The organism is Streptomyces aurantiacus, from assembly GCF_027107535.1.
Classification (GTDB): Bacteria; Actinomycetota; Actinomycetes; order Streptomycetales; family Streptomycetaceae; genus Streptomyces.
This window is the reverse complement of sequence record NZ_CP114283.1, coordinates 9176525-9202234: the sequence shown is the minus strand read 5'-3', so window position 1 is coordinate 9202234 and position 25710 is coordinate 9176525. Positions and strand designations below refer to the sequence as shown.

At 70.9% G+C, this 25710-nt stretch carries 21 protein-coding genes, 2 tRNA genes and 1 pseudogene; 16 read left to right on the top strand and 8 right to left on the bottom strand.

From position 1 onward, the window contains the following. Positions 1–178: 178 nt before the first annotated feature. The 4 genes from O1Q96_RS42575 to O1Q96_RS42560 all read left to right on the top strand — a co-directional run bounded on the left by O1Q96_RS42575 (position 179) and on the right by O1Q96_RS42560 (position 6615). Complete coding sequence (locus O1Q96_RS42575) at positions 179–1117, top strand: winged helix-turn-helix domain-containing protein (RefSeq protein ID WP_269253188.1); 939 nt, start codon at positions 179–181, stop codon at positions 1115–1117. 132 nt (positions 1118–1249) lie between these two features. After that, positions 1250–3526 carry a phosphotransferase gene (locus tag O1Q96_RS42570; RefSeq protein ID WP_419587028.1) on the top strand — a complete coding sequence of 759 codons (2277 nt, stop codon included), beginning with the start codon at positions 1250–1252 and terminating at the stop codon, positions 3524–3526. A gap of 196 nt (positions 3527–3722) precedes the next feature. Continuing rightward, positions 3723–4334 (top strand): TetR/AcrR family transcriptional regulator, encoded by a 612-nt coding sequence (locus O1Q96_RS42565; protein ID WP_269253950.1) that lies wholly within the window; start codon positions 3723–3725, stop codon positions 4332–4334. Positions 4335–4374: 40 nt separating this feature from the next. Then, the gene (locus O1Q96_RS42560) at positions 4375–6615 is read left to right on the top strand and encodes a HelD family protein (protein WP_269253187.1); all 2241 of its coding nucleotides are present in this window, start codon (positions 4375–4377) and stop codon (positions 6613–6615) included. 55 nt (positions 6616–6670) lie between these two features. Here the strand turns inward: O1Q96_RS42560 and O1Q96_RS42555 are convergent, their stop codons facing one another. Next, entirely contained in the window at positions 6671–7531 is an 861-nt protein-coding gene (locus O1Q96_RS42555; protein ID WP_269253186.1) for a nitroreductase/quinone reductase family protein, read from the bottom strand. Positions 7532–8180: 649 nt separating this feature from the next. On the opposite strand from O1Q96_RS42555, the gene O1Q96_RS42550 reads away from it, so the two are divergent. The 6 genes from O1Q96_RS42550 (at position 8181) to O1Q96_RS42525 (ending at position 10868) form a co-directional block, all read left to right on the top strand. Beyond that, positions 8181–8252, top strand: a tRNA-Phe gene (locus tag O1Q96_RS42550). A gap of 12 nt (positions 8253–8264) precedes the next feature. Further along, a tRNA-Ser gene (locus O1Q96_RS42545) sits at positions 8265–8338 on the top strand. Positions 8339–8414: 76 nt separating this feature from the next. After that, complete coding sequence (locus tag O1Q96_RS42540) at positions 8415–8810, top strand: hypothetical protein (protein ID WP_269253185.1); 396 nt, start codon at positions 8415–8417, stop codon at positions 8808–8810. A gap of 264 nt (positions 8811–9074) precedes the next feature. Then, positions 9075–9614, top strand: a complete 540-nt coding sequence (locus tag O1Q96_RS42535; protein WP_269253184.1) for a helix-turn-helix domain-containing protein — start codon at positions 9075–9077, stop codon at positions 9612–9614. A gap of 134 nt (positions 9615–9748) precedes the next feature. Beyond that, a complete protein-coding gene (locus tag O1Q96_RS42530) occupies positions 9749–10366 on the top strand; it encodes a hypothetical protein (RefSeq protein WP_269253183.1) in 618 nt (205 codons plus the stop codon). A 163-nt stretch (positions 10367–10529) separates the two neighbouring features. Further along, entirely contained in the window at positions 10530–10868 is a 339-nt protein-coding gene (locus O1Q96_RS42525; protein ID WP_269253182.1) for a DUF2516 family protein, read from the top strand. 248 nt (positions 10869–11116) lie between these two features. Here O1Q96_RS42525 and O1Q96_RS42520 read toward each other — a convergent pair whose 3' ends face one another. From O1Q96_RS42520 to O1Q96_RS42510, 3 genes are all read right to left on the bottom strand, one after another. Next, the gene (locus O1Q96_RS42520) at positions 11117–12565 is read right to left on the bottom strand and encodes a PP2C family protein-serine/threonine phosphatase (RefSeq protein ID WP_269253181.1); all 1449 of its coding nucleotides are present in this window, start codon (positions 12563–12565) and stop codon (positions 11117–11119) included. A gap of 462 nt (positions 12566–13027) precedes the next feature. Further along, the gene (locus O1Q96_RS42515; protein WP_269253180.1) at positions 13028–14104 is read right to left on the bottom strand and encodes a C40 family peptidase; all 1077 of its coding nucleotides are present in this window, start codon (positions 14102–14104) and stop codon (positions 13028–13030) included. 281 nt (positions 14105–14385) lie between these two features. Continuing rightward, positions 14386–15195, bottom strand: a complete 810-nt coding sequence (locus O1Q96_RS42510) for a class I SAM-dependent methyltransferase (RefSeq protein WP_269253179.1) — start codon at positions 15193–15195, stop codon at positions 14386–14388. 319 nt (positions 15196–15514) lie between these two features. On the opposite strand from O1Q96_RS42510, the gene mshA reads away from it, so the two are divergent. The 3 genes from mshA to O1Q96_RS42495 all read left to right on the top strand — a co-directional run bounded on the left by mshA (position 15515) and on the right by O1Q96_RS42495 (position 19223). Then, positions 15515–16852, top strand: coding sequence for a D-inositol-3-phosphate glycosyltransferase (gene mshA, locus O1Q96_RS42505; RefSeq protein WP_269253178.1), 1338 nt, complete (start codon positions 15515–15517; stop codon positions 16850–16852). After that, positions 16845–17354 (top strand): type III secretion system chaperone family protein, encoded by a 510-nt coding sequence (locus O1Q96_RS42500; protein ID WP_269253177.1) that lies wholly within the window; start codon positions 16845–16847, stop codon positions 17352–17354. The genes mshA and O1Q96_RS42500 overlap by 8 nt, the downstream gene beginning before the upstream one ends. 135 nt (positions 17355–17489) lie before the next feature. Beyond that, entirely contained in the window at positions 17490–19223 is a 1734-nt protein-coding gene (locus tag O1Q96_RS42495) for a glycosyl hydrolase family 28-related protein (protein WP_269253176.1), read from the top strand. Here O1Q96_RS42495 and O1Q96_RS42490 read toward each other — a convergent pair. Beyond that, the gene (locus O1Q96_RS42490) at positions 19202–19999 is read right to left on the bottom strand and encodes a helix-turn-helix transcriptional regulator (RefSeq protein ID WP_269253175.1); all 798 of its coding nucleotides are present in this window, start codon (positions 19997–19999) and stop codon (positions 19202–19204) included. The genes O1Q96_RS42495 and O1Q96_RS42490 overlap by 22 nt on opposite strands. Positions 20000–20048: 49 nt before the next feature. On the opposite strand from O1Q96_RS42490, the gene O1Q96_RS42485 reads away from it, so the two are divergent. Continuing rightward, a complete protein-coding gene (locus O1Q96_RS42485; protein WP_269253174.1) occupies positions 20049–20570 on the top strand; it encodes a DUF2000 domain-containing protein in 522 nt (173 codons plus the stop codon). A gap of 50 nt (positions 20571–20620) precedes the next feature. Here O1Q96_RS42485 and O1Q96_RS42480 read toward each other — a convergent pair whose 3' ends face one another. After that, complete coding sequence (locus tag O1Q96_RS42480; RefSeq protein WP_269253173.1) at positions 20621–21874, bottom strand: MDR family MFS transporter; 1254 nt, start codon at positions 21872–21874, stop codon at positions 20621–20623. A 254-nt stretch (positions 21875–22128) separates the two neighbouring features. Here O1Q96_RS42480 and O1Q96_RS42475 point away from each other — a divergent pair, with 254 nt between their 5' ends. Beyond that, positions 22129–22890 (top strand): phosphoglyceromutase, encoded by a 762-nt coding sequence (locus tag O1Q96_RS42475; RefSeq protein ID WP_269253172.1) that lies wholly within the window; start codon positions 22129–22131, stop codon positions 22888–22890. A gap of 78 nt (positions 22891–22968) precedes the next feature. Here O1Q96_RS42475 and O1Q96_RS42470 read toward each other — a convergent pair. Both O1Q96_RS42470 and O1Q96_RS42465 read right to left on the bottom strand, forming a co-directional pair. Next, positions 22969–23262: pseudogene (locus tag O1Q96_RS42470) on the bottom strand (tyrosine-type recombinase/integrase); the annotation flags it as partial. Positions 23263–23424: 162 nt separating this feature from the next. Next, the gene (locus O1Q96_RS42465; RefSeq protein WP_269253171.1) at positions 23425–24315 is read right to left on the bottom strand and encodes a MerR family transcriptional regulator; all 891 of its coding nucleotides are present in this window, start codon (positions 24313–24315) and stop codon (positions 23425–23427) included. Positions 24316–25025: 710 nt separating this feature from the next. Here O1Q96_RS42465 and O1Q96_RS42460 point away from each other — a divergent pair. Then, positions 25026–25607 (top strand): DUF4760 domain-containing protein, encoded by a 582-nt coding sequence (locus O1Q96_RS42460; protein ID WP_269253170.1) that lies wholly within the window; start codon positions 25026–25028, stop codon positions 25605–25607. Positions 25608–25710: the final 103 nt, after the last annotated feature.

Sequence of the window (25710 nt, the reverse complement as noted above, 5' to 3'; positions counted from 1 at the left end):
CCTGTCAGCTTCCGGCCAACCGACCAACCGACCAACCGGCCAACTAGCCATCCAATTGGGCTGGTTGACTCCTATTGGTTATGCCCACCCGGTCTGATCCCTTAACTGGCAGTCCAGTTGGGCCGGCCACTTGACCGGAAGGGGTTTGTTCGTGGACTGAAAGCGGTACGGTCGCCCTGTGACTGAAGGGCGGGCGGTCGACGGCGGTGGCAGGGAGTTCGAGCGTGTTCTGGAGGCGCTGCGGGCTCGTATCGCCGACGGCTCCCATCCGCTCGGGTCCCTGCTGCCTCCCCAACGTCAGCTCGCCGAGGACTTCGACGTCTCCCGTGACACCGTGCAGCGCGTGCTGAGGGAGCTGCGGAACAACGGGTTGATCGCCTCGCGGCAGGGCAGCGGATCCCGGGTGGTCAAGGTCCCGCCCGTGTCCGCGGCGGCGTCCGTGTCCGCGCCTGCGTCTTTGCCCGCGCAGGCGCAGGCCGAGACGGAGACGCAGGCGCCTGGGGAGCGCGGTGGCCGGCCGCATGAGGAAGTGACCCTGCGCCCCCTCATCAGCGAGGCCTTCGAGCGGCCCGACGTCACCCTGGACGTCTACACCCTGACCTCGGAGTCCCTGGACGCCCACATAAGGCTGCAGGAGGAGCGGATCAGGCGGGGGGCGATCACCCCTCAGAGCATCACCCTGCGCCTGCTGCTCCCCTCCGACGACGTGGACCTCCCGTACCCGCGGAACGCCGACGACCCGAGCGATCCACGACCGCGCGAGCGCCTTCGCGAGATCACCGGCCGGCAGACCGCCTCACTGAACGCCGTCTTCCGCGACCTGCGAGTGGACGGCCTCGTCCCGTCCTGCGACATCCGGATACGGCGCGCGCCCCTGGCGCCCGCGTTCAAGCTCTACCTGCTCAACGGTGTCCAGGCGCTTCACGGCGTCTACCAGGTGATGCCACGGCCCATCGAGTTCGAGGACGGCGAGCGGATCGACGCCCTCGACGTCCTCGGACTCGGCGCCACCTTGTCGCGCTTCGACGTGGACGACGACCCGGGCTCCCACCACTCCGTCTACGTGGCCGGCATGAAGGCGTGGTTCGAGTCCGTCTGGACGCACCTCTCCGAGTGACCGACGCCGTACGCCACGCGCGTCCCGCGAGGTGTCCTACACCTCATTGAGACCTGGGATCCTCCGACTCCGGTCGTGAGGGGTTCGTGCGCGCACTAAGGTGTGCACACCTTCCAGCTCCAGGAGTGGCCCGTGGGCGCACATCCTGCTTCCGGGCCAGTCTCACGGGAGCGACGTGCCGCCGATGACGCCTACGACGAGTTCGTACGGCGGGCGAAACAGTTCGGAGTGATGAGCCACGGCCATCACCACCGCAATTACGTGCTGCCCCTGACGGAGGCCATGGCGCGGTACGTCGACGCCGAGGCGGGCACGCCGGTCGTCGTACGGATCCGCAGGCCCGAAGCCCTGCCGGTCGTGGTCAGGACCTGGCGGCACGAGGCGCGGATCCTCGACGCCGCGCGCGGCATCCTGCCGCAGGTACCGCGCTGTCTCGCCACGCGGAGGGACTCGGCCGTCCACAGTCACGTGGAAGGCATCCCGCTCTCCCGGCTGTGTCCCAGCGGCAAACCGGTCGACGGCATCACGATGGGCGCCCTGGCCGAGGTCCTGGCCCGGATGTCGCAGGTGCGCAGGGAGGCACTCCCGCCGCTGCCTGCCGACTGGCCGCGCAACGACAAGGACAGCCAGGGCTTTCTGCGCATGCTGACGCAGCTTGCCGACCGCCAGATCCGTCAGCCCAATTGGGCTGCTTATGGTGGGCTCTTCGCCGCCCTGGGTGTCCCGGAGGACGCCCTGACCAGGTTGGCCGCGCGGGTTCCCGCCATGGCCCGCAGGCCGTACAGCCTGCTCCACGCCGACCTGCACCGGGACAACGTGGTGGTGACGACCCACGGAGACCCCCATCTGGTCTGTGTCGACTGGGAACTGGCCACCTACGGCGACCCGTTGCACGACCTCGCCACGCACCTGGTGCGGATGCGGTACTCGGACTGGGAGCGGGACGAGGCGATCAGCGCCTGGGCGCAGGCCATGCAGACGATCAAGCCGACGGCGACCAACGGCCTCACCAGGGACCTGCGTCACTACATCGCCTTCGAGCACGCGCAGTCGGTCTTTCCGGACGTGATACGGGCCGCGAGGTCGCTGCAGGACGCGCACGACGACGAGCGGCTGACCGAGGCGGTGGCCACGGTGCGCCGGGCGCTGGCGTCCGCGGCGGAGCCGCTCGGGCTGTCGGCCGTGCCGGAGGAGCTCGAGGTTGAGCGGGTGCTCCACCGGTGGCAGACGTCATGGCGTCAGCGCGGGGGGCAGCCGGTCGTCCGCTGGAAGCGGGACAGGCGCGTCGAGAGGCACCCCGGGTTCCCTCCGGCCGCGGTGCACGACGCCCTGGTCGCGGAGGGCGCCGCACCCACGGGCCGGGTGTTCAAGGGCACGGCCCACCTCAACACGGTGGTCCGAGTCCCGGACGTCGACTTCCCGGTCGTGGTGCGCCGCAAGATCGTGTCCCCGGCACGCCGTGAGCCGCGCTTCCTCAGTGAGCACGCGGTGCTCCGGGCGATCGAGCGGTCCCGGGTGGCGGTGACGGCTCCGCGCGTACTCGCGCTGGGCGAGAGCCATCCCGAGGACCTGTTCGCCATCCACACCTACGTGGGGCCGCTGAACAGCGACCAGCCCCCCAACCATCCGGTCCTCGGCCTCCTCCCGCACGAGGCGGACGGTCTCGTGGGCCAGCTCGCCGCGCTGACGGACGTCGATTTCAGCGAGCTGGATCCGACGGCCCGCGAGGCGGACTTCCACCACTGGCTCAGTGACCAACTGGTCCTGTTCGTCGCACAGTTGCCGAGCGAGTCGCAGCAACTCGCCCGGACGATGGGTCTGCCCGACGCGGCCCGGCTTAAGGAGATCCTCGCCAGGCACGAGTTGACGTTCCGGGAACCGACACTGCTGCACGGCGACCTGAATCCATGGAACCTCGTCCGCCGGGACGACGGCTTCGCGCTCACCATCATCGACTGGGAGATGGCGATGGTCGGTGACCCCCTGTACGACCTGGTCCGGCATCTGCATCTGACCCCCACGCGGCCGGAGATCCGGGACCGCCTCTTCCGGGCGTGGGAGAAGCTACTGCCCGCCACGCATACGCGCGACTGGCGCAAGGACTGGCGGGTCTACCGCTGGATCGAGCTGGTCCGCTCCGCCTACGTGGATCTCGACCGCATGGTCACCGGGGCCGGCCTCGACGCCCCCAACGTCCGCCGGGCGGTGGACTCGTACGCGATGACTCTCCGAGCCGCCACAGCCTCGCTCGGCCTTCCGCTGCGTCCGTCGCCCAGGGCCGGGGGCGGCCCGGGGCCGGAGAGGCGGGACCGCGGTCCCGCCTCAGGGGGCGGGCGGCCGGTCGAGGCCGTGCCCGCGTCCTCGGTGGCGCCCCTTCCGCCGGCCGGCCGTTCCCCGTCACCGCGGTGAGTTCCGCGCTGATCGCCGCGGTGCCGTCGTGGGCCCCGGGACCGCGGTCCCCGTCCGCCAACCTGGCCGGGTCCAAGGGGAGGGCGGGAGTCCGGAAACTGCGTAGGCTCGGGGCATGGGCGAGACGGGTGCGAGAGGCGCGGCTGGTGCGAGCCGCGCGGGTGAGGTGAGAGCCGTGGTGGGCGCCGCGAACGCCATGGGGCTGCGGGAGCGCAAGAAGCTGCGGATGTACCAGGACGTCTCCGACGTCGCCATCCAGCTCTTCCTCGCGAAAGGGTTCGAGAGGGTCTCCGTGGCCGAGGTCGCCGCCGCGGCCGAGATCTCCAAGCCGACCCTCTTCCGGTACTTCCCCGCGAAGGAGGACCTCGTCCTGCACCGGTTCGCCGATCACGAGACCGAGGCCGCGCGGGTGGTCGGGGGGCGGGCACCCGGGCAGTCCGCGATCGACGCGCTGCGGCTCCACTTCCTGGCCGGGATCGAGCGGAGCGACCCCGTGACCGGCGTCAACGGCGACCCCCACATCCTTGCCTTCCACGAGCTGCTGTACGGGACCCCGTCCCTGGTGGCGCGGCTGTACGAGTATCTGGAGCGGTCCGAGGCAGCGCTCGCCGCGGCGCTCGGCGGGAGTCTCGGAGCGCGGCTCGCCGCCGGGCAGGTCGTCGCGGTGCAGCGGATCCTCGCGATGGAGAACTGGCGGCGGATCGCCCGGGGCGAGGACGTCGCCAAGGTGCGGGAGGATGCCGTCGAGGCGGCGGAGGGCGCGTTCGCGAGGCTGGGGGAAGGCCTCCCGGAGTACGCGACAAAGTAAGAAATTTAACTCGGTTGCATTTTCGGGTATTCTCGGCCGAATGACGTCAGCCGACCCCTCCCGCGGCTCCTCCCCGCCCCCGGCCCCTTCCGCCGCGGCCTCCCGGGACCGCTCGCCCGACCGCTCACTTGACGCGGTCCTCCGACGCGAACGCGACTACCACGACGTCTGCCGTGCCGCCCTCGCCGCGATGGTCGAAGGAGCGCAGGAACACGTCGTCTCGGGGGAGGACGTGTCGGCGTCCGGTGCCGACGCCGAAGTCCTCGGGTACCGGCTCCGCAGCCGGGCGAAGGAGATGCGCGAGCTGCCCGAAGGCCCGCTGTTCTTCGGGCGGCTGGACCACGGGAGGGACCGCCCGGCCGCCGGTGACCATGCCGGGCAGAGCTATCACATCGGACGGCGGAGGATCAGCGAGCACCCCGCGGCCCCGCCCCTCGTCGTCGACTGGCGTGCGCCCGTCTCCCGCGCCTTCTACCAGGCGAGCGCCCGCGATCCACAGGGTGTGGACGTGCGGCGGCGGTTCGGCTGGGCGCCGGGCAGCCGAGGGGACTCCGCCGACCTCACCGGGCTGGAGGACGAGCGCCTCGGCGGGGACGAGCACCTCGGCGGCAACGAGCGCCCGAGGAGCCCCCGGAAGGGGAGCCGCATTCTCGCGAGCGAGATCGAGCGCCCCCGTGTCGGCCCGATGCGCGACATCGCCGCGACCATCCAGCCGGACCAGGACGACCTCGTACGGGCGGACCTCGCCGTGTCCGTGTGCGTCCAGGGCGCGCCCGGCACTGGCAAGACGGCCGTCGGGCTGCACCGGGCCGCGTACCTGCTCTACACGTATCCGCAGCGCATCCGGCGCGGGGGACTGCTGATCCTCGGGCCGAACCCCACCTTCCTCTCCTACATCTCGGAGGTGCTCCCCGCGCTCGGCGAGACCGGCGTGCGGCAGTCCACGATCGCCGACGAGATCGGCCGGCACCCGATCAGGGGCGAGGACGACGAGACGGCCGCCGTCGTCAAGCACGACGCCCGCATGGCGGAGGTGCTGCGGCGCGCCCTGTACGCCCGGGTGAACCCGGCCGTCGCCGACGACCTGGCCGTGCCCGACGGTTCGTACCGCTGGCGGGTGCCCGCCGGAGCGCTCGCGCGGATCGTGGCGGACGTACGGGCGGAGGAGCCGCCGTACGCCGTCGGACGGGAGCGCGTACGGACCCGGGTCGTGCGGCAACTGCAGGCTCAGGCGGAACTGCGGGCCGGGCCCCCGGCGAACGCCTGGCTGCAGAAGGTCTCGCGGGCACGGCCCGTGAGCGCGTACGTCGACGCCGTGTGGCCCAGGGTGCGGCCGGAGGAGGTCGTCGCGGAGCTGCTCACCGACCCGGACGCACTGGCCGCGGCGGCGGACGGGGTACTGGACGCGGACGAGCAGAAGGCGGTCCTGTGGGCGCGGCCGCCCCGGTCGTGGAAGTCGGCCCGCTGGTCCACCGCCGATCTGGTGCTGCTCGACGAGGTGGCCGGACTGGTCGAACACCCCGTCGGATACGGACACTTGGTCATCGACGAGGCGCAGGACCTGTCGCCGATGGAATGCCGTGCGATCGGCCGGCGCGCCACCTTCGGGTCGGTCACGGTCCTCGGCGACCTCGCCCAGGGGACCACACCGTGGGCCGCGCGGGAGTGGGGCGAGCTGCTCGCGCACCTGGGAAAGCCCGAGGCGTCGGTCGTGCCGTTGACCATCGGGTTCCGGGTGCCCGAGGCGGTGGTCGGGCTGGCCAACCGGGTACTGGCCCGGCTGGACGTGCAGGTGCCTCCGGGGCAGTCCCTGCGCAAGGACGGCGAGTTGAGGATCCTCCCCACGGACGACGTGCTGCGCGAGACGGTCGACGCCGTCCGCCGGGCGCTCGCCCACGAAGGGTCCGTGGGGGTCATCGCGGCCGGCCCGGACGTCGAACGGGTGCGGGAGGCGCTCGCCGCCGCCGGGATCGAAGTGGCCGATGTGGACCAACTCAGGGCTCGAACCACCGTGTTGCCGGCCGGAGCCGCGAAGGGACTCGAGTACGACCACGTCGTCGCCGTGGAGCCGGCGACGATCGCGGACGGGCCGGTAAGTGAAGGAGGCCGGGGGCCGGGCCGAGACAGCGAGCAGGGGTGGACGCCGGGACAGCAGGGAGACGGGCAGGGGCAGGTGACGGGACCGGGGTGGGGGCGGGGGCTGAACCAGCTGTACGTCGTCCTGACACGGGCCGTGTCCAGGCTGGACGTCGTCCACGCGCGGTCGTTGCCGTTCGAGTGAGGGCCGTGGCCGCGCGTGGGTCGCCTTCGGTGAACGGCATTCCCCGCCGACCGGGCTAGGGGGCGTCGCCGGACCCTGCCGGAGCGTCGAGCACGGGGATCAACTGCTCCTCCTCGTAGGTCAGATGCGCCTCCAGTGCGGCGGTGAGGCGCTCGACCTCCTCGCGTACGTGTGCGGGGTCCGCCTGAGCCGTACCGATGACCTGCTTCAACTCCGCGGTCAGGGCGGCGATCTGTACGTGTTCCTCGCGCAGGCGGTCCAGGGCGGGGGAGAGCTCCGGGTGGTGGTCGGCCAGGAAGGGGAACATGGCGAGGTCCTCGCCGGTGTGGTGGTTGTGCAGGCCCTGGCACAAGGTCAGGCAGTTGATGCGGAGCTGGGCGCCGAGCGTGGGACCCGCCTCACCGATCTCCTTGCGGATCAGGGTGAGTTCGCGGCGGAACGCGTCATGGATCGCCTTGACCGCCTGCCCCATCGAGGAGGCGTTCACGTTCGGCGGGCCGTCGCCGGCGATCTCGTGGAGGGCGACGACCGGGATCACGCGACGGGTACCGGCCTGGTATTCCGCCCAGCCGGAGTCGGCCTCGACCGCGCGGGCGAAGGCCTCGTCGCGTGCGGCGCCCGTCAGCACCTCGGCCTTGGCCTCGTACGTGAACACCCCTGTCTCCACGGTGACTTGGGGTCGCGCGACGAGATTGTGGTACCAGTCCGGGTGCTTCGGCCCGCCGCCGGCCGAGGCGATGACCAGCACGCTGCCGCCGCCGTCGGGGTAGTAGCCGAGAGGGGTGGTGCGGCGCTCGCCGGAATGGGCCCCCGTGGTGGTGAGCAGGATCAGCCGGGCGCCCTCGAAATAGCCGCCGACCTCCCCGGCGTTGGCGCGGAATTCTTCGATGACCTGCTGGTTGAAGTCGTTGGGCATTCTCTTCTTTCTTCTCGGTGGATTCCGGATCAGGGCATGGGGAATCGCCACGCGGCGAATTTGACCCCGCCCGTGTCGGGGTGATGGAACGGTGAGCGCTGGAGTGGGGAGCGGCGTGGATGCCGACGGTGGCGAGACGCGCGGGCGCGCGGAAACGGGCCGTACGAATACGCGCGAGCGGACCGTGCGGACACGTGGACGCACGCTGTACGCAGGCGTGGTCGCGTCGGTGTGCCCAGGGGGCGACACGTGGATGCGCGTACGTGGCAACGGGGCACGTGGGTACGCGGATACAGTGCGCTCGGCCAGCCTGGCGCGCCTTGGCGTGTCGCGGTGCGGCGCTCGCTACGCGTGCTCGGCACGCGCGGGGGAAAGGGCGGCCCTCTGGCCCGCCCGGGCCTCACTCGGAGGCCGGGAACCCTACTGATTCTTGGCACATGGCCGACCCGGCAGTCACGGAGAAGATATTAGGGGAATGAGCACGTGCGGGCAATGCCTTGGCTTTCCTGGTGCGTGATATCGGCAGCGCTCGGCGAAATCAATCCGGTGGAACCGTCGGGCGTCGGATGTCAGCCTGGTGCGCATGTCCGTGAACCGCATCGGAAACCCTTTGACCCGTAAGGGAGTCAGTGGCTCGGATCGGGACAGCGACGGGGAAGCTCAGCGGTGGAGCGGCCGGCTGAAATCCGGTTGGACGCGGGTTCGAGCCCTGCCTCCGTCGTTCGTGCCACGGGCACCGGGAAGCTCTGCGGCGGAGCGCCCGGCTCGAGACCGGGTGGACGCAGGTTCGAATCCTGCTCCGGTGCCTGTGGGACGGCCGGACCCCGTGCCATGACCGGTGCACGGTGGACCGTCGGCACCTGTCCGTGGTCGACTCCCTGCCATGAGTCTGTCGGTCGATGTGTACGTGCCCCGTGCTGAGGGCGGCATCGAGGTGCTGGACGTGCCGCCCGGATGCTCCGACGCGGCGGGCGGGGAGCACTGGCGCACCGAGGTGTGGGGGTCGGAGCCGGTCCGTTCGCTGGGCGCGCGGTTCCTTCCGCGGCTGGCCACTGAGGACCTCACCGTGGCGCCGGACGAGATGCCCGCGTTCCTCGCCGAGTGCGACCTCGTCCGTGCGCACCTGACGCGGATCGCCGAGCACCTGGGCCCGGAACAGGAAACAGGCCCGCCGAGATCCCCCTCCGAGCACGCCGACGACGTGGGCCGCCGCCTGGACAACATCGTGGACGCGGCCCGGCGGGCGCTGGACATCGGCGGCGGGGTCATCATCTGGTAGCCGGGGCCGCGACCGCCGGACAGGGCCGCCACCGGGACTGCAAGCGTCTCTTGAGCCGCACTTCGGTCGGTGCCTGGCGGAATCCTGTGTCCACGTGCAGGTGCGCGTCCTCGCAGTGCGGCCACGCCCCCCATCCGGCCCCGGTGACAACAGGCATGCCTGTGCGGCAACTGTCGCGCCTCGGCTCGGTGTCCCGGAGTGGCGTAGCGCACTTTTGCAAGCACGTGCTTGCAATAGTTAGCAAGGGTGGTGCAGGGTGGGGGCATGGCATCGCTCAACGTCGGCAATCTTGGTGAGTACCTGCGGGACCAGCGGCGCAGCGCGCAGTTGAGCCTGCGGCAGCTCGCCGAGGCCGCCGGGGTGTCCAATCCGTATCTGAGCCAGATCGAGCGCGGGCTGCGCAAGCCGAGCGCGGAGGTGTTGCAGCAGGTCGCCAAGGCCCTGCGGATCTCCGCCGAGACGCTGTACGTCCGTGCCGGGATCCTCGACGCGGAGCGCGACCGGGACGAGGTGGAGACGCGTGCGGTCATCATCGCGGACCCGACGCTCACCGAGCGGCAGAAGCAGGTGCTGCTCCAGATCTACGAGTCCTTCCGCAAGGAGAACGGGTTCGAGATCAAGACCGTCGAGGACGCTCTGGACGTCACAGGCGCCGACACGACAGGCGTAACGGACGTAACAGGCGTAACGGATGGTGGGGGCACCGTCGTTGACAGGTCCCGCACGGCCGACGGCAGCGATGCCGCACAGAATGACCCGCATGACCCGCATAGCCCGCATGACAAGCATTCCTCCGCGAGCTGACCGAGTTCCGGCGCGACCGGGCGCGGCACGGCCGAGTCCGGTTCGGACCGGCCCGATCTGCCCGGTCGGCCGCGGAGTACCGACAGACAAACCCTCACGCTCCACGCCTTAGCGATTCCGGGAGGACCGCCACCATGGCCATCACCGACGACCTGCGCAAGACCCTCAGCGACCCGACCCCGCTCTACTTCGCCGCAGGCACGGCCGACCTGGCCATCCAGCAGGCCAAGAAGGTGCCCGGCATCGTCGAGCAGCTGCGTGCCGAGGCGCCGTCCCGTATCGACGCCGTCCGCGGCATCGACCCGAACGCCGTCCAGGAGAAGGCCTCCGCCCGTGCCAAGGAGGCGCAGGAGACCATCCAGACCCGGGTGAGCGGCTTCATCACCAACCTGGACACCGACCTGAAGAAGATCGGTGAGTCCGCTCAGGACCTCGCCCTGCGCAGCGTCGGCGTCGCCGCCGAGTACGCCGTCAAGGCGCGCGAGACGTACGAGAAGGTCGCCGAGCACGGCGAGCAGACCGTGAAGACCTGGCGCGGCGAGGCGGCCGAGGAGATCGAGGAGCTGGCCATCGCCGTCGAGCCGAACACGGCGCCGGTCGAGGTCAAGGACGAGAAGCCCGCCGAGGTCAAGGCCGCGCCCGCCCCGGCCAAGAAGCCCGTGGCCAAGCCCGTGGCCAAGAAGGCCCCGGCCCGCAAGACCACCGCCGCCACCAACGCCACGGCCAAGAAGACGACGCCGCCCGCGAAGTAGGCGCGAGCTCGGACTGAAGTGAGCGGCAGGGGACACAAGCCGTAACAGTGGACCCGTGTCACGCGAACGGGCCGGGGACTCCGGGCACTATCGGAGTCCCCGGCCCGTTCTGCGGGTACGGTGACCGCGTAGGGACGACGACTCGACTCGGGTGGTGGGCAAAGTGCTCTTGACGGCATTCGGCGGCCTCATGTGGCTGCTCTTCACCGCCATGCTGGTGCTGGCGGTGGTGGCGCTGGTCATGGCCGGTCTGGCCCGCGACGACGCCTACCGTGCCGCGAACAAGCAGAGCAAGATGTTCTGGCTGGTCATCCTCGGTGTCACGGTGGCCGTGAACCTGCTGGTCCCGATGGTCTTCCTGCAGATCGCGGGCCTCATCGCCACGATCGTCTTCTTCGTCGACGTCCGGCCCGCCCTCAGGCAGGTCTCGGGTGGCGGCGGCCGTCGCGGCGGCGGCAGCAGCAGCGACGGTCCGTACGGTCCCTACAACGGCGGGCGCTGAGCCCGCCCCGGAAGCCGAATGTCGGAAGCCGGGCGTTCCGGAAGCCCCGGGGGCAGACGGACGGCATCAAGCATTTGGGCGCCGGACGCTCGGCACCGGAAGGACGGGCCCGGAGGCCGGAAGCCCGGAGGCCGACGCCTGGCATCAGGCTCTCGGCCCCGGACACTCGGCAGCGAGTCCTCGCGCCACGCCCCTTGCCCGGGCGGTGACGGCCCCGGACCGGACGTACCGGACGCCGCGCCCTGCGCCTACGCCATACGGTCCAGCAGCAGTACCGCCACGTCGTCCGTCAGCTCCCCGCCGTTGAGGTCGCGCACCTCGTTCACGGCGGCGCGCAGCAGGTCCTCGCCGCGCAGGCCCTGGGCCAGCTGGCGGCGGACCATGTCCACCATCCCGTCCTGGCCGAGCCGCTCCCTGCCCTCGCCCGTCCGGCCCTCGATCAGGCCGTCCGTGTAGAGCATCAGACTCCACTCGCCGCCCAGCTCCACCTGCTGGCGCGGCCACCGGGCGTTCGGCAGGAGACCGAGCGCCGGGCCGCCGTTCTCGTACGGCAGCAGCTCGGCGACGGGGGGTGCATCGGTCACGCCCGTCCCGTCGGCGCCCGCCAGAGCCCGGGAGCGGGCCGGGCGCGAGATCAGCGGAGCGGGGTGGCCCGCCAGGCACAGACCCGCGCGGCGGCCGTCGGGTGCGATGTCCACCGTGCAGAGCGTCGCGAAGATCTCCTCGCTGTCGCGCTCGTGCTCAAGTACCTGCTGGAGCGTCGACAGCAGCCGGTCGCCGCACAGGCCCGCCAGCGTCAGCGCGCGCCACGCGATCCGCAGCTCCACGCCGAGCGCGGCCTCGTCGGGGCCGTGCCCGCAAACGTCACCGATCATGGCGTGCACGGTGCCGTCGGGGGTGCGGACGGTGTCGTAGAAGTCGCCGCCGAGCAGCGCGCGTGAGCGGCCGGGCCGGTAGCGCGCGGCGAACCGCAGCGAGGAGCCCTCCAGGAGTGGGGTGGGCAGCAGACCGCGCTCCAGCCGCGCGTTCTCCTGCGCGTGCAGCCTGGACTCGGTCAGCCGCCGCTCGGCCCGGTCGGAACGCTTGCGTTCGACCGCGTAGCGGATCGCGCGGCTCAGCAGCCGGCCGTCCAGCTCGTCGCGGAAGAGATAGTCCTGGGCGCCGACGCGCACGGCTTCGGCGCCGCGCTCGGTGTCCTCGGACGCGGTGAGCGCGAGGACGGCGTGCCGGGGCGCGAGCCGCAGCACGTGCTTGAGCGTGGCCAGCTCGTCGTCCGCCTCCTCCGCCGTGGCCGCCGGGCCGGGGGTCCGCAGCGCGAGGTCGAGCAGGATGCACTGGACGTCGTCGGTGAGCAGCCGCTCGGCCTCGGTGAGGTTGCGTGCGGTTCGGACGCGGATCTGCTTGCCGGCCGCGTCCCGCAGCTCGGGCACGGTCAGCGCGCCGGCCGGGTCGTCCTCGATCACGAGCAACGTCAGCGGGGCGGTGCCGGTGACGGCACCGCCGTGGCCGGTCTCGCCGTGGCCGGTGTCGGTGTCGGTGCCGCGCCTCGTCGAGGGCGGCGCCTGGCCGGACCGCTCGCCGAGCGCGGGTACGGGTGCGGGCGCGGCCTGCGCCGGTCCGCCGGAAGAAGACGCGGCGCGAGCCTGACCACCTTCCACGGCGGGGATCGCTCTCTGCCGCGGTACGGGTACGGGCATCGTCTTGGGTTCCTTCCCTCCCCCCGAGGGCATGGCGGGCCGAGGGACCTCGACCCACCGACGGGGACCATAGCGTCAGGCGCCGCCACATAGGAATGGCGTAAGGCTGCACGTGTCGAATGCAGCCACCGTCATATGCCGCATCCTGTACCGCAATTGGGCAGGATGTGCGCTTGTACGGGATGACGTACATCACGCCCCCGTGGTTGAGCGGCGGCCCGGAACGTGCCGCGCATCACGTGCGGCAGGTCACGCGGGCGCGACACACGGACGGGCCCGGCACGGCACGAATGCGACAAGCCTCGCCCGACGGGACGTATCCCCTCGCACGGTCGGCCGCCCGGCGTGGAGCCCGATGGAGCCGGGTCGGCCGAGTGGCCGTACCGGTGTGGCGCACAGCGACTTCGGGGCCGGTCGGTGCGCCTGGCGCGAGTGCGCTCCCGCCGGAGCGGGCGGGCCCCACTAGTCGGGGCGCACCACTCCGAGTATCGGCATCGAGCCCGCTCCCGCGATCGTCACCGTACGACCCGGCCGGGGTGCGTGGATCATCGCGCCGTCGCCTATGTACAGCGCGACATGGCTGGCGTCGGAGTTGTAGATGATGAGGTCGCCCGGGCGCATGGCCTCGACGGCGACGCGGTCGAGCTGCTTCCACTGCTCCTGCGAGGTGCGGGGGATGCCCTGCCCGGCGGCCGCCCACGCCTGGGAGGTGAGACCGGAGCAGTCGAACGTGTTCGGTCCCTCGGCGCCCCACTGGTAGGGCTTGCCGATCTGTGCCGTCGCGTACTCCACGGCCTTCTTGCCCTGGGTGGTGGCCTTGCCGCTGATGTCGTCCATGACGCCGGAGCTCAGCCAGTCCGTCTGCGCCTCGTACGCGGCCTGCTGCTCCAGCTTCGCCAGGCGCTGCTTCTCTTCCTTCTCCAGTGCCGACTCGACCTTCTCGGCGGCGGCGATCTGCTTCTTGACCTTCTTCTTGGCCTTGGCCTTCGCCTCGCGGTTGGCCTCCAGCTTCTTCCACTGGGCCGCCGCGTCGCGCGCGTACTGCTCCAAGTCGTCCTGGGTGCGGCGCATTTCGGCGAGCAGGCCCTTGGTCGCCTGCTGGCCCTGGCGGACCCGGCCCGCACCGTCCAGGAATTGCCGCGGGTCGTCGCTGAGCACCAGCTTGGCCTCGTCCGGCAGGCCGCCGCCGCGGTACTGGGCGCGGGCCGCGGCGCCCGCGCGGTGCTTCAGCTCGTCCAGCCGGGCCTTGCCCTCGACGATCTCGCGGGCGAGGCCGACGATCTGCGTGGACTGTTCCTCGGTGCGCTCCTCGGCGAGGTTGTACGCGTCCGTGGCGACCGCCGCGTCGTGGTAGAGCGTCTCCAGCTTCTTGCGGACCGCTTCAAGGTCCGCGTTGCTCGCGGGCGTTGAGGCCGGAGCCGGGGTGGGTGTCGGCGTGGGTGTCGGGGCCGCGTACGCCACACCTGGCGCGGCCAGGATGGTAGCCGCGCAGGCCAGGGCCATGGCCGTAGTGGTCAGGCTCCGCACGCCGGATCCCATGGACCGACCCCCAAACTGATTTACCGTCAGTAACTTACGAACGCCTCGGGGATCGTGCCATGTCGGCGCGCATTACGACAGAGGCGGGCAAGAACTCCCTCCCCCGTACCGCCCGTTCCCTCCCCCTCACTGCCCACCGGGCGGTGATCTTCCTCGCGCTCCCCGTCGATGTGACGAACGACTCAGCGAGATCGTTCCCGTCCCGCCCCATCGGGTCCCGCCCCGCCGGGCCGAGTCCCGTCGCGCCGGGTTCCGTCCCGCCCCTGGCCGCGATGGCGGGTCTACGCGGTCGGAGCCAACGCCTCCCACCGCACGGTCACTTCACCCTGCCGCCAGCGCGAGACCCCGTCCGTGACCGGCCAGTCGGCCGACAGGTCGCGGACCGACCGGGTCCAGCGCTGCCGGGCGCCGTACGAGGCGTACGGCGCGGCACTGGCCCACGCGCGGTCGAAGTCGCGCAGGAAGGCGTGCACCGGCTCGCCCGGGACGTTGCGGTGGATGAGGGCCTTGGGGAGGCGTTCGGCCAGGTCGGACGGGCGGTCCAGGGAGCCGAGGCGGGTGGCGAACGTGACGGTCCGCGGGCCTTCGGGGCCGAGCGCGACCCACACGTGCCGACGGCCGATCTCGTCGCACGTGCCCTCGACGAGGAGCCCGCCGCGCGAGACGGCGTCCGCCGGTGCCAGGCGGGCGCACAGCCGGGCCCACACCGCGGCGACCTCGGCCTCCTCGTACTGGCGCAGGACGTTCGCCGCGCGGATCAGGGACGGCCGCTCCGGCAGCGGGATCTCGAAGCCGCCGTGCCGGAACTCCAGGCCGTCCCGCTCGTACGGCTTCGCCGCCGCGACCCGGGCCGGGTCGATCTCGACGCCCACCACGCGCGCGCGTGGAGCGGCGGTGCGCAGGCGCTGGAGCAGTTCCAGCGCGGTCCAGGGAGCCGCGCCGTATCCGAGGTCGACCGCCACGGGGTCGCCGGACCGGCGCAGTTCGGCGCCGTGGGTGGCCGCGATCCAGCGGTCCATGCGGCGCAGGCGGTTCGGGTTGGTGGTCCCGCGCGTCACCGTCCCCACGGGGGTCGCTGCGCGGGCTCTCATGGGGACAAGGGTAGGCGGTGCCTCCGGACGGAGCCGCGCGCAGGTGGGGCCCGCTGCTGGTGGTGCCCAGGCCCCGCTCATCGGCCGGACGGCCCCGTCCTCCTGAGCCGGACGGCCTGCCGGGATGCGGGCCCACGCAGCCGAGGGTCGAACGGTTGAGCGACTTCCGGCAATGATTCGGCAAAGAGGAAATGGAGCAGAGTGCGTCGGCGTTCAAGCAGCTGGAGGGCGCTCCACGTCCTCCGTCAGGCGTGCCCGCAACACGGTCCGTGCAAGCGCGGCAAATTCGCAGCAAGTCCGCAGCAAGGAGGAACGCCACGTGAGCCAGTACGTGAGCAGGCTCGGGCGCCGCTCGCCGGCGGCCCCGTCGAGGCTCCGGCTGCACCGCAGGCCGCGCCGCGTGGCGATGCTCTCCGTGCACACCTCGCCGCTGCACCAGCCGGGCACGGGTGACGCGGGCGGCATGAACGTCTACATCGTGGAACTGGCCCAGCGCCTCGCCGCGATCAACATCGAGGTCGAGATCTTCACGCGCGCGACGACCGGGGCCCTGCCGCCCAAGGTGGAGCTCGCGCCCGGCGTCCTGGTCCGGCACGTCGACGCGGGCCCCTACGAGGGGCTCGCCAAGGAGGACCTGCCCGCCCAGCTGTGCGCCTTCACGCACGGCGTGATGCAGGCCTGGGCCGGACACCGTCCCGGCTACTACGACCTGGTGCACTCGCACTACTGGCTCTCCGGCCACGTGGGCTGGCTGGCCGCCGAACGCTGGGGCGCTCCTCTCGTCCACGCGATGCACACCATGGCGAAGGTCAAGAACGCCGCCCTGGCCACCGGCGACACCCCGGAACCCGCTGCCCGTGTCATCGGCGAGACCCAGATCGTCCGCGCCGCCGACCGTCTCATCGCCAACACCGCGGAGGAGGCCGACGAGCTCGTCCGGCACTACGAGGCCGAGCAGGACAAGGTCGCGGTCGTCCACCCGGGAGTGAACCTCGACCGCTTCCGCCCCGCCGACGGCCGCGCTGCCGCCCGCGCGCGGCTCGGCCTCCCGCAGGACGCCCTGATACCGCTCTTCGCGGGCCGCATCCAGCCGCTGAAGGCCCCGGACGTGTTGCTGCGCGCGGTCGCCGTCCTCCTGGAGGAGCGTCCCGAGCTCCGTTCGAACATCGTGGTGCCCGTGGTGGGCGGCCCGAGCGGCAGCGGCCTCGCCAAGCCCGAGGGCCTGCAGAAGCTCGCCGCGAGGCTGGGTATCGCCGACGTCGTGTGCTTCCGGCCTCCGGTCGACCAGGACCAGCTCGCGGACTGGTTCCGGGCCGCGTCCGTCCTTGTGATGCCGTCCTACAGCGAGTCCTTCGGGCTCGTCGCCATAGAGGCGCAGGCGGCCGGTACGCCGGTGCTCGCCGCCGCGGTGGGCGGCCTGCCGGTCGCGGTCCGCCACAAGGAGACGGGCTTTCTGGTCCCCGGCCACAATCCCGTCGACTACGCGCGCGTGCTGCGTGACTTCGCCGACAACCGCGCCCTTCCGGACCGGATGGGCGCGGCCGCCGCCTGGCACGCCAAGTCCTTCGGCTGGGACACGGCCGCCACGGCCACGGCCGACGTCTACACGGCGGCGATGCACGAGCACCGTCGTCACGTACGCTCCCACCATGGCTGAGACGGCGGACGTGGAGCAGGCGGCGGGGACCGTCGAAGAGGTCCTCAAGGACGCCGAACTGGAGTGGGAGAGCCCCGAGCCCGGTCACTTCGTGGTGAAGCTCCCCGGCACCCGGAAGCTCTCCACGACCGTCTCGCTGATCGTCGGCAGACACTCCCTGTCGCTCAACGCCTTCGTGATCCGGCACCCGGACGAGAACGAGGCCGGAGTGCACCGCTGGCTCCTGGAGCGCAACCTCAAACTCTACGGCGTGGGGTATGCCGTGGACCCGCTCGGCGACATCTACGTGGCGGGCAGGCTTCCGCTGGCCGCCGTCACCGCCGAGGGGATCGACCAGCTGCTCGGCTCGGTCCTGGAGGCCGCCGACGGCGGCTTCAACACCCTCCTGGAGCTCGGATTCGCCTCCGCGATCCGCAAGGAGTACGCCTGGCGGGTGTCGCGCGGCGAGTCCACGCGCAACCTGGACGCGTTCAGTCACCTGACTCGGCGTTCGACCGACTGATCCAGTGGTCCGTACTAACTAACCGTTGCACGACCCCTTCCCGGTGCAAGGGTGTCGTGCCATGCTCACCGCCGACGCACATCTGAACTTCGTTCATATCCATGGAAGTCCCCCTCCTTGGAAGGCGGTTCGGACATGAGTGACCGTTGCGCGGGCATCACCCGACGGGCCCTGCTCGGCAGCGCGACAGCCGTGGCGGCGGTCGCCGCGACCGGCTCACCCGCGAGGGCAGCCACCTCCCGGCCGGACACGGCCACGGTGTGGGACAACGGCCCCCGGGCCCGTACGGGGTCCGACGCGGGACCCGGCCAGGTGCCCGGCCTCTGGCGGGAGTTCACCCGCACCCCCTTCACCCACCCGCAGATCCCGTACGTCGGCAGAGCCGGCCACCGCGCCGGGGCGGCGCACTTCCCCCGCCGCCCCGTCGTGGCCGACGTCCGCGCGTACGGCGCCAGGGCGGACGGCTCGGCCGACTCCGCACCCGCGATCAACCGTGCCATCGCCGCCGCCGGAAGGGCCGGCGGTGGCACGGTACTCATCCCGCCCGGCACGTACCGCCTCGACGGACTGATCCACATCGGCCACTCGGACGTCGTCCTGCGCGGCGCCGGCAGCACCCGTACGAAACTGCGGGCCACCAGGAGCCTCACCGAACTGATCGGCGTCTACGGCTCGCGCTACGGCGGCGACAAGTCCTCCTGGTCCTGGGCGGGCGGCCTCGTCTGGCTCTGCCCCACCGACCGCTTCACCGGCCTGACCGCCGCCATCAGGGCGAAGGAGTGGCCCTTCGAGGGCTGGACGGGCAACAAGCGTGACGAGTGGCGGACCCTGACCACGGTCGAGCCCGCCCGCCGGGGCTCCTGGTCGGTGACGGTGGCGGACCCGGCCGGACTCACGCCCGGCAGACTCGTCCTCCTGCGCCTCGCCGACGACTCCGCGCACACCCTCCTGGAGCACATGGCGGGCGGCGGGCCGGGCCCGGAGGCATACCAATGGGACGACAAGACAAAGTTGACCAGCTACGTCCCGTACGAGTGGCCCGTGCGCATCGCGCGCGTGCGGGGCAGGAAGGTCACCCTGGAGCGCCCGCTCCCGCTCGACGTACGCCCGGAGTGGGAGCCGCGCCTGACCACACACGTACGGGCCCTGACGGGGTCCGGCGTGGAAGGCCTCACGCTGGAGGCCGTCGAGACCCCGCAGTCGCCGCACCTCCTGGACCGCGGCTTCAACGGCGTCACCTTCCAGTGCGCGTACGACTGCTGGGCCGACGACGTAGTCGTGCGGCACATGGACAACGGCTTCGGCCTGGTGGCCGCCTCGGCCTGCACCCTGCGCGACACCCGGGTCGCGGGACGCGGCTCCCACCACCCGTACTTCTGCCGCGAGGGTTCCCACGACAACCTCGTCGACCGCTTCACGATCGAGGAGCGCACGACACCCGCCCCCGCGGGCACCCAGCTCCACGGCATCAACGTCGAGGGGCTGTCCTCGTACAACGTCTGGTCGCGCGGCGACATGCGCATGGGCACCTTCGACTCCCACCGCGGCATGCCCTTCGCGAACGTCCGCACCGACATCACCGTCACCAACAACGGCCGCCACGGCGGCGACGCCGTCGCGGGGCCCCTCTTCGGCGGCCGCTTCGCCCACTGGAACATCCGCGTCACCAACGCCCGCGCCGGCCTGATGAAGATCGACGGCCTCGCCCCGTACAGCGCCACGGTCGGCATCAACGAGGTGACGGAGTTCGACCAGATCGACGTGCCCGACTTCTCCGGGCCGCTGCACTCCCGCCTGGAGCTGTACGGGACGACGGACGTCGTACGCCCCCGGAACCTGTACGACGCTCAGCGCGAGCTGACGCGGTAACGCCCGGGAGCCACCCCGACCAGCCGCTTGAAGTGCCGGTTCAGGTGCGACTGGTCGTAGAAGCCGGTCTCGGCCGCCACCTCGCCCGGCGCGCGGCCCTCCAGCAGCAGCCGCCGGGCGTGCTCCACCCGACGCGACATCAGGTACTGGTGCGGCGGTATGCCGAAGGCGCCGCTGAACGCCCTGACCAGGTGGGCGGGGTGCGCGTGCACGAGAGCGGCGGCCTCCTGGAGGGTCACGCCCCGCAGGAGGCGTTCGTCGAGGAGCTCGCGCAGGCGGTGGGCGAGCGGGTGGTCGGCCGCCAGGGTGTCCGGGGCGGGCCCGGGCCTCAGATGCCCGCGCAGCCGCTCGCCGATCAGGGTCAGCCTGCTCTCCGCCTCCAGCTCGTCACCGGGCTGGGCGAGGGCGGTGTGCAGCTGCCCGACGCGCCGGCGCAACACCGGATCGAGGAGCTCCGGCGTGTCCACGGCCGCGCCGATGTACGTCTCGTCGAGCCTGCTGAGGTCCAGGTACAGGACGCGTTTGCGGAAGCCGTACGGGGTGACCGGCGAGCCGTTGTGCGGAACGTGCGGCGGGAGCAGCGAGACCGTGCCGTCGGGGGTGCCGTGCTCGTGCCGGTCGAGGTCGTACCGCACGGCTCCGGCGTCGACGATCAGCAGCGTCCACGCGTCGTGCACGTGCATCGGATACGCGTACTCCGTGAAGTGGGCGTGGAAGACCTCCACGACACCCGGCACGCGCGGGCGCCAGGCGGAGACTTCTCGCTGGGCCACCATGCAAAGAACGTACAAGACGAGGTCGTACGGGGGTCGGCAGTCTCGAAGCATGAACGCCGACGCCTCGCGCACCGAACCCGCCGCCTCCGCCCCCGCGCCCACCGCCTCCGAATCCGCAGCCCTCGAATCCGCCGGCCCCGAAACCACCGCTCCCGGACCCGTCCGTTTCGACACCAAGATCGCCGTCCTGCTGCGGGAGGACCTGGAGCCGTGGCAGCGGCTGAACGTGACCGCGTTCCTCGTGAGCGGGCTCGGCACGGCGGTGCCCGAGGTGGTCGGAGAGCCGTACGAGGACGCCGACGGTGTCGGCTACCTGTCGATGTTCCGCCAGCCGGTCCTGGTCTTCGAGGGCACGAAGGAGACGCTGACGGCGGCCCACACGCGCGTGCTGTCCCGGGCGCTCCCCAGAGCGCTCTTCACCTCCGACCTGTTCACCACGGGCAACGACCGCGACAACCGCGCGGCGGTACGGGCCGTACCGACCGCCGACCTGGACCTGGTCGGCCTCGCGGTGTACGGCCCCCGCAACGCGGTGGACAAGGTGGTGAAAGGTGCACGGATGCACCACTGAGACGCGAGGACGGCCTGCGGGGCCGAGACCTACGAGCGGTGGGGACCGGTCTACGCCGGGCTGACCTCGGGCTTCGCGGCCAGGGGCACCTCGGCGAAGGGCTCCTCGTCCGGCAGTCGCCGCATCAGCATCCCGTACCCCACTCCGGCCACCGTACCGACGACCGCGCACATGCCCCACAGCCACTGCGCCCCGTACCGGTCGATGACGACACCGGACATCACGGGCGCGACGAGAGCGGCGACGGACCAGGACATCGTGTACATGCCCTGGTAGCGGCCGCGGCCGTGCGTGGGGGAGAGCCGGACGACGAGGCCGGTCTGGGTGGGCGCGTTGACGATCTCGGCGAGGGTCCACACGCAGATCGTCAGCGCGAAGACGCCGACCGAGCCCGCGAAGGCGGTGAGCCCGAACCCGTACCCGGCGAGGAGGGACGACACGACGAGGAGACGCCGTGGATCCCGGTGCTCTATGAAACGGGTGACCGGGATCTGCAGGACGACGATCAGGACGCCGTTGACCGCGATCGCCATGCCGTAGTCGGCGGGCGTGAACCCGGCCTCGCCCATCGCCACCGGCAGCCCGACGAACCCCTGCTGGAAGATCAGCGCGACGAGGAAGGACAGCCCGACGACGCCCATGAAGCGCCCGTCACGCAGGACTGTGCCGAGGCCGACATCGGGTTCGTCGGCCGCCTTCGGAACCCGCTCGGGCCGCGACTCGGGCAGCTTCGCGAAGATGACGATCGCGCAGGCCATCGTCATCCCGGCCTCGATGAGGAACCCGGCGAGGTAACTGGACTGCGCGATGAACCCGGCCGCCATGGAGGAGACGGCGAACCCCAGGTTGATCGCCCAGTAGTTGAGGGAGAAGGCCCGGACGCGGTCCTCGGGCCGGACGATGTCGGCCATCATCGCCTGCACGGCGGGCCGGGAGGCGTTGCTCGTCATCCCCACCAGGAAGGCGACGGCGGCGATGGCGACCGGGTGGTGCATGAAGCCGAGCAGTGCGACGGAGACCGCGGTGGAGGACTGGGCGATGAGCAGGGTCGGCCGCCGTCCGAGCCGGTCCGTCATCACGCCCGCACCGAGGGAGGACACGACTCCGCCGAGCCCGTGCAGCGAGGCGACGAGTCCGGCGTACGAGGCGGAGTAGCCGCGCTCCAGCGTGAGATAGAGGGCCATGAAGGTGGCGACGAACGCGCCGAGCCGGTTCACGAGGGTGCTGGTCCACAGCCACCAGAACTCGCGGGGGAGCCCGGAGACGGTCTCACGGGCAGCACGTCTCAAGGACGTGAGTGACATCGGGACCCCCAGGTACAGGTGAGCGGAGCGACGCAAGCCGTGTAAGTGGCTCGGGCGGTGAGCACAACTTACGAGTACGGCTTCGGCAGGGGCCACTCAATTAACAGAACCTGTCAACTGACGGCGGGTGGTGGGCGGTGGGTGGTGGTCGGCGGTGGCGGCCGTGCCGGTAGCGGTGCCGGTCGGCTTCCGTCGTCTGTCCGACTCCCGGGCAGGCGCGCGGGCGATCTGAGGCTTCGATTACGCTCGGGGCCATGGCCGACGCACCGTACAAGCTGATCCTCCTCCGCCACGGCGAGAGCGACTGGAACGCGAAGAACCTGTTCACCGGCTGGGTGGACGTCAACCTGACGGAGAAGGGCGAGAAGGAGGCAGTCCGCGGCGGTGAGCTGCTGAAGGACGCCGGCCTGCTCCCCGACGTGCTGCACACCTCGCTCCAGAGGCGCGCCATCCGCACGGCGCAGCTCGCGCTGGACTCCGCGGACCGCCACTGGATCCCGGTCCACCGCTCCTGGCGCCTGAACGAGCGCCACTACGGCGCCCTCCAGGGCAAGGACAAGGCGCAGACCCTCGCGGAGTTCGGCGAGGAGCAGTTCATGCTGTGGCGCCGCTCGTACGACACCCCGCCGCCCCCGCTCGAGGACGGCACGGAGTTCTCCCAGTCGGACGACCCGCGCTACGCGACGATCCCGCCGGAGCTCCGCCCCCGCACGGAGTGCCTGAAGGACGTCGTCGTCCGCATGCTCCCGTACTGGTACGACGGCATCGTCCCGGACCTCCTCGCGGGCCGCACGGTTCTGGTCGCCGCCCACGGCAACTCCCTGCGCGCCCTCGTCAAGCACCTCGACGGCGTCTCGGACGAGGACATCGCGGGCCTGAACATCCCGACGGGCATCCCGCTCGCGTACGAACTCGACGCCGCGTTCAAGCCCCTGAACCCGGGCGGAACTTACCTGGACCCGTCGGCGGCGGCGGCCGCCATCGAGGCCGTGAAGAACCAGGGCAAGAAGAAGTAGGAATAGCGATCACGCCCCTGACCTGCGCACGTGGTGCAGATCAGGGGCTGTCGTTTGCACTGGGCCCACTGTGGGCCCTCAGGGCGGAGGATCGTCCGGCCGCAGAGCCTTGCCGAGAGCCTTCCTCGCCCGGTCGCTACTACTGGGCATGAGGTGGGCGTACACCTTCAGCGTGAGTCCCGGATCGGAGTGTCCGAGGTACTCACTGACGGCCTTGATGCTCTCTCCGGCATCCAGGAGAACGGACGCGTAGAAGTGCCTGAGCGCGTGCATGCCGTGCTCCCGAGCGGCGGCATGCTCGCGGCTCTTCGCCTTGGGGATGACGCCGACCTTGGCGAGTGCGGGCTTCCAGTGGTCCTCGTTCAGCGACGTACAGGGCGCAGCGGTGTCAGCGGCCAGTTCGGGATCCCCACGTACGGCCAGTTGTGATGTCACTCTTGGTTACGGCCCGGGTTCGACGTCTGACCCGACCGGTCACATGCGGATGGACGCGACCGGTTGTCGGGCCACCACGTCAGTGCCAGGCACAGGCGATCAGCTGTCCGCGGAGTGGGCGTCGGCAAGGGCCTCGCCGAAGAGCCGTCCGGCGAGTTCCACGCAGCGCATCCGGGCAGGAGAGAAGTCGTAAGGCATCTTGGTGATCGCTGTGGCGGCAGTCATCTCTGTGCCCTCCTCCCCTTTCAGGTCGGCGTCGTAGATCTCGAAGAGCTTCTCCTCGGCCGCGTCGAGGCCAGCTGCCTCGATGGCCTGATTCAGGGACATTAGGTGAGCGCATCGCTGTACGGCGAGATTGTCGACGCGCGGGTCGTCGGGATCGACGCCGTCGTCGAGAGCGGCCTCGGCCGCCTCAAGACGGTCCTCCTCGGCCCGCAGGTCGGGGTGGGTGGCCAGCACGATGAACGTGCCGGCCTGGATGGCGGCGCCCAGCGGCCCGAAGATCCGTTCCGTGACCAGCAGGGCGTCCAGATCGGAGGGGCGCAACGCTCCCGGGGGCAGGTGGCTGAGCCGGTCCGTGACCAGTTCGGAGAGCAGCCCCAGCGGGCTGCCCACCGCCTGCAGGCGCTGGACAGCCGCGCGCCGACGTTTGATGGCGGCCTCCTGCGCCGCCAAGGTTTCCTCCAGCCTGCTCAGGACCGACTCGATATCCGGGGCTTGGTCCAGGGCTTCGTCTCCAGCTTCGTCCCGGGCTTCGCCGAAGGCGGCCCGCATGTCGTCCAGGCTGATACCGGCATCAGCCATCTTGCGGATCCACAGCAGGCGGGTCATGTCGTCATAGCCGTAGCGGCGGCGGCCGTCCCCACCGCGCTCGGGTTCCGGCAGCAGACCGATCTCGTGGTAGTGGCGGATGGCGCGTGGGGTGATCCCGGCGAACGCAGCGGCATCACCGATCTTGACCTGCCGGGGAGGCGTGAGGGAGGGATACATCGCAGACAGAGCCTTTCGTGCTGTGATGCCCCGACCCCACCACATGCCGCTACGGCATGTGCAACAACCCCATCCAGGTGCCACCGGAGCCAGGCCCTGGCTGCCGCCGGGACCGATCAAGAACGACGAGCCATCCGGGAACGCAGAGTGACCACCGGCGGCCAGTTCGCTCCCCGCCAAGGGGCCGCCGCTGGGGAATTCCCACTGACCGCCGACACAGCGGATCTTTGAGGGCTACTGCCTACTGGCTACTGGCAAGCCAGACGTCTCGCAGGCTCGCTACTGGCTGATGAGCCGCTTCAACTGGCTAGTGGCAAGGTGGCCAGTGGCCAGTAGCCCGGTCGGCAGCCCGGCCGGCCGCCACTCCGCCCGATTTGCGACGGTTGATGCCGTCGGTTGCGTCGATAGCGCCTGTTGACCCCCTGCAGCCGGCTCTGACCTGCGAGTTTCAACGACCGGCAATGACCATCCAACCGCAGGTCAGTTGGGGTGCGCGGTTCGCTGACCAGGGGCGAAAAACGGGCCCGCCAGACCCAGGGCAAGAAGAAGTAACGAGGCACGAACAAGCCCCCTACCTGCGGGTTGTCCGCTGGTAGGGGGCTTGTTCGTGCCTCGGCTCAGTAGCGACGCACTCCCTGCAAAAGCGGACAGGAAGGGGCCAGTTGTGCGCATCCGGCTTGTCGGATGCGGCTCCTGCCTAGCTTGAGCGGATGCTCAAGGCGTTCCTCATCAACGTGTTGCCGGTCGTCATCGCCGTGGTCGCCATCGCTGTTCCCACCTGGATCAGTGTCCGGCAGACGCGGATCAGCCGGCACGTGAACAACATCCAGGCGATGATCAACCTGCTGGACGAGTTCCGGGCGGCCACGTTTCACGACCAGCACGACTACGTGTGCAACCAGCTTCGGCAGGAACACGACCCCGCCGAGGGGGTGCGCGGGCTTCCCGGTGAGGCGAAGGCGGCCTTCTGCAACGTCGTGTACTACTACCAGTCCTTCGCCACCCTGACCATCTTCCATCTCGTGGACGAGGACTTGTTCCTTCCGGTCCTGCGTCACCGGATCCGTGACGTCTGGAGGGCCGCCCAGCCGTACGTGGAACGAGAACGCGAGCTGCGAGGAAGTGACAGTTCCTATCTCTCGGCGTTCGAGGAACTCGCCCATCGGTCGGCCGCGCTGCCCCACACGTACATCCACGACCGCATTCTCGACACCCGGCGTACCCGGCGCACCTGGCGCAGGTGGCTCCCCCTCTGGGCAGGCCGCCGACGTTCCACACCGGACGGCCTGTGATCCGAGGCCGGCAAAGGCAACGACACCGATACCGATACCGATACCGATACCGACAACAGCCACGCCCACGCCCAAGCCCACGCCCACAACCACTCTGAACCCG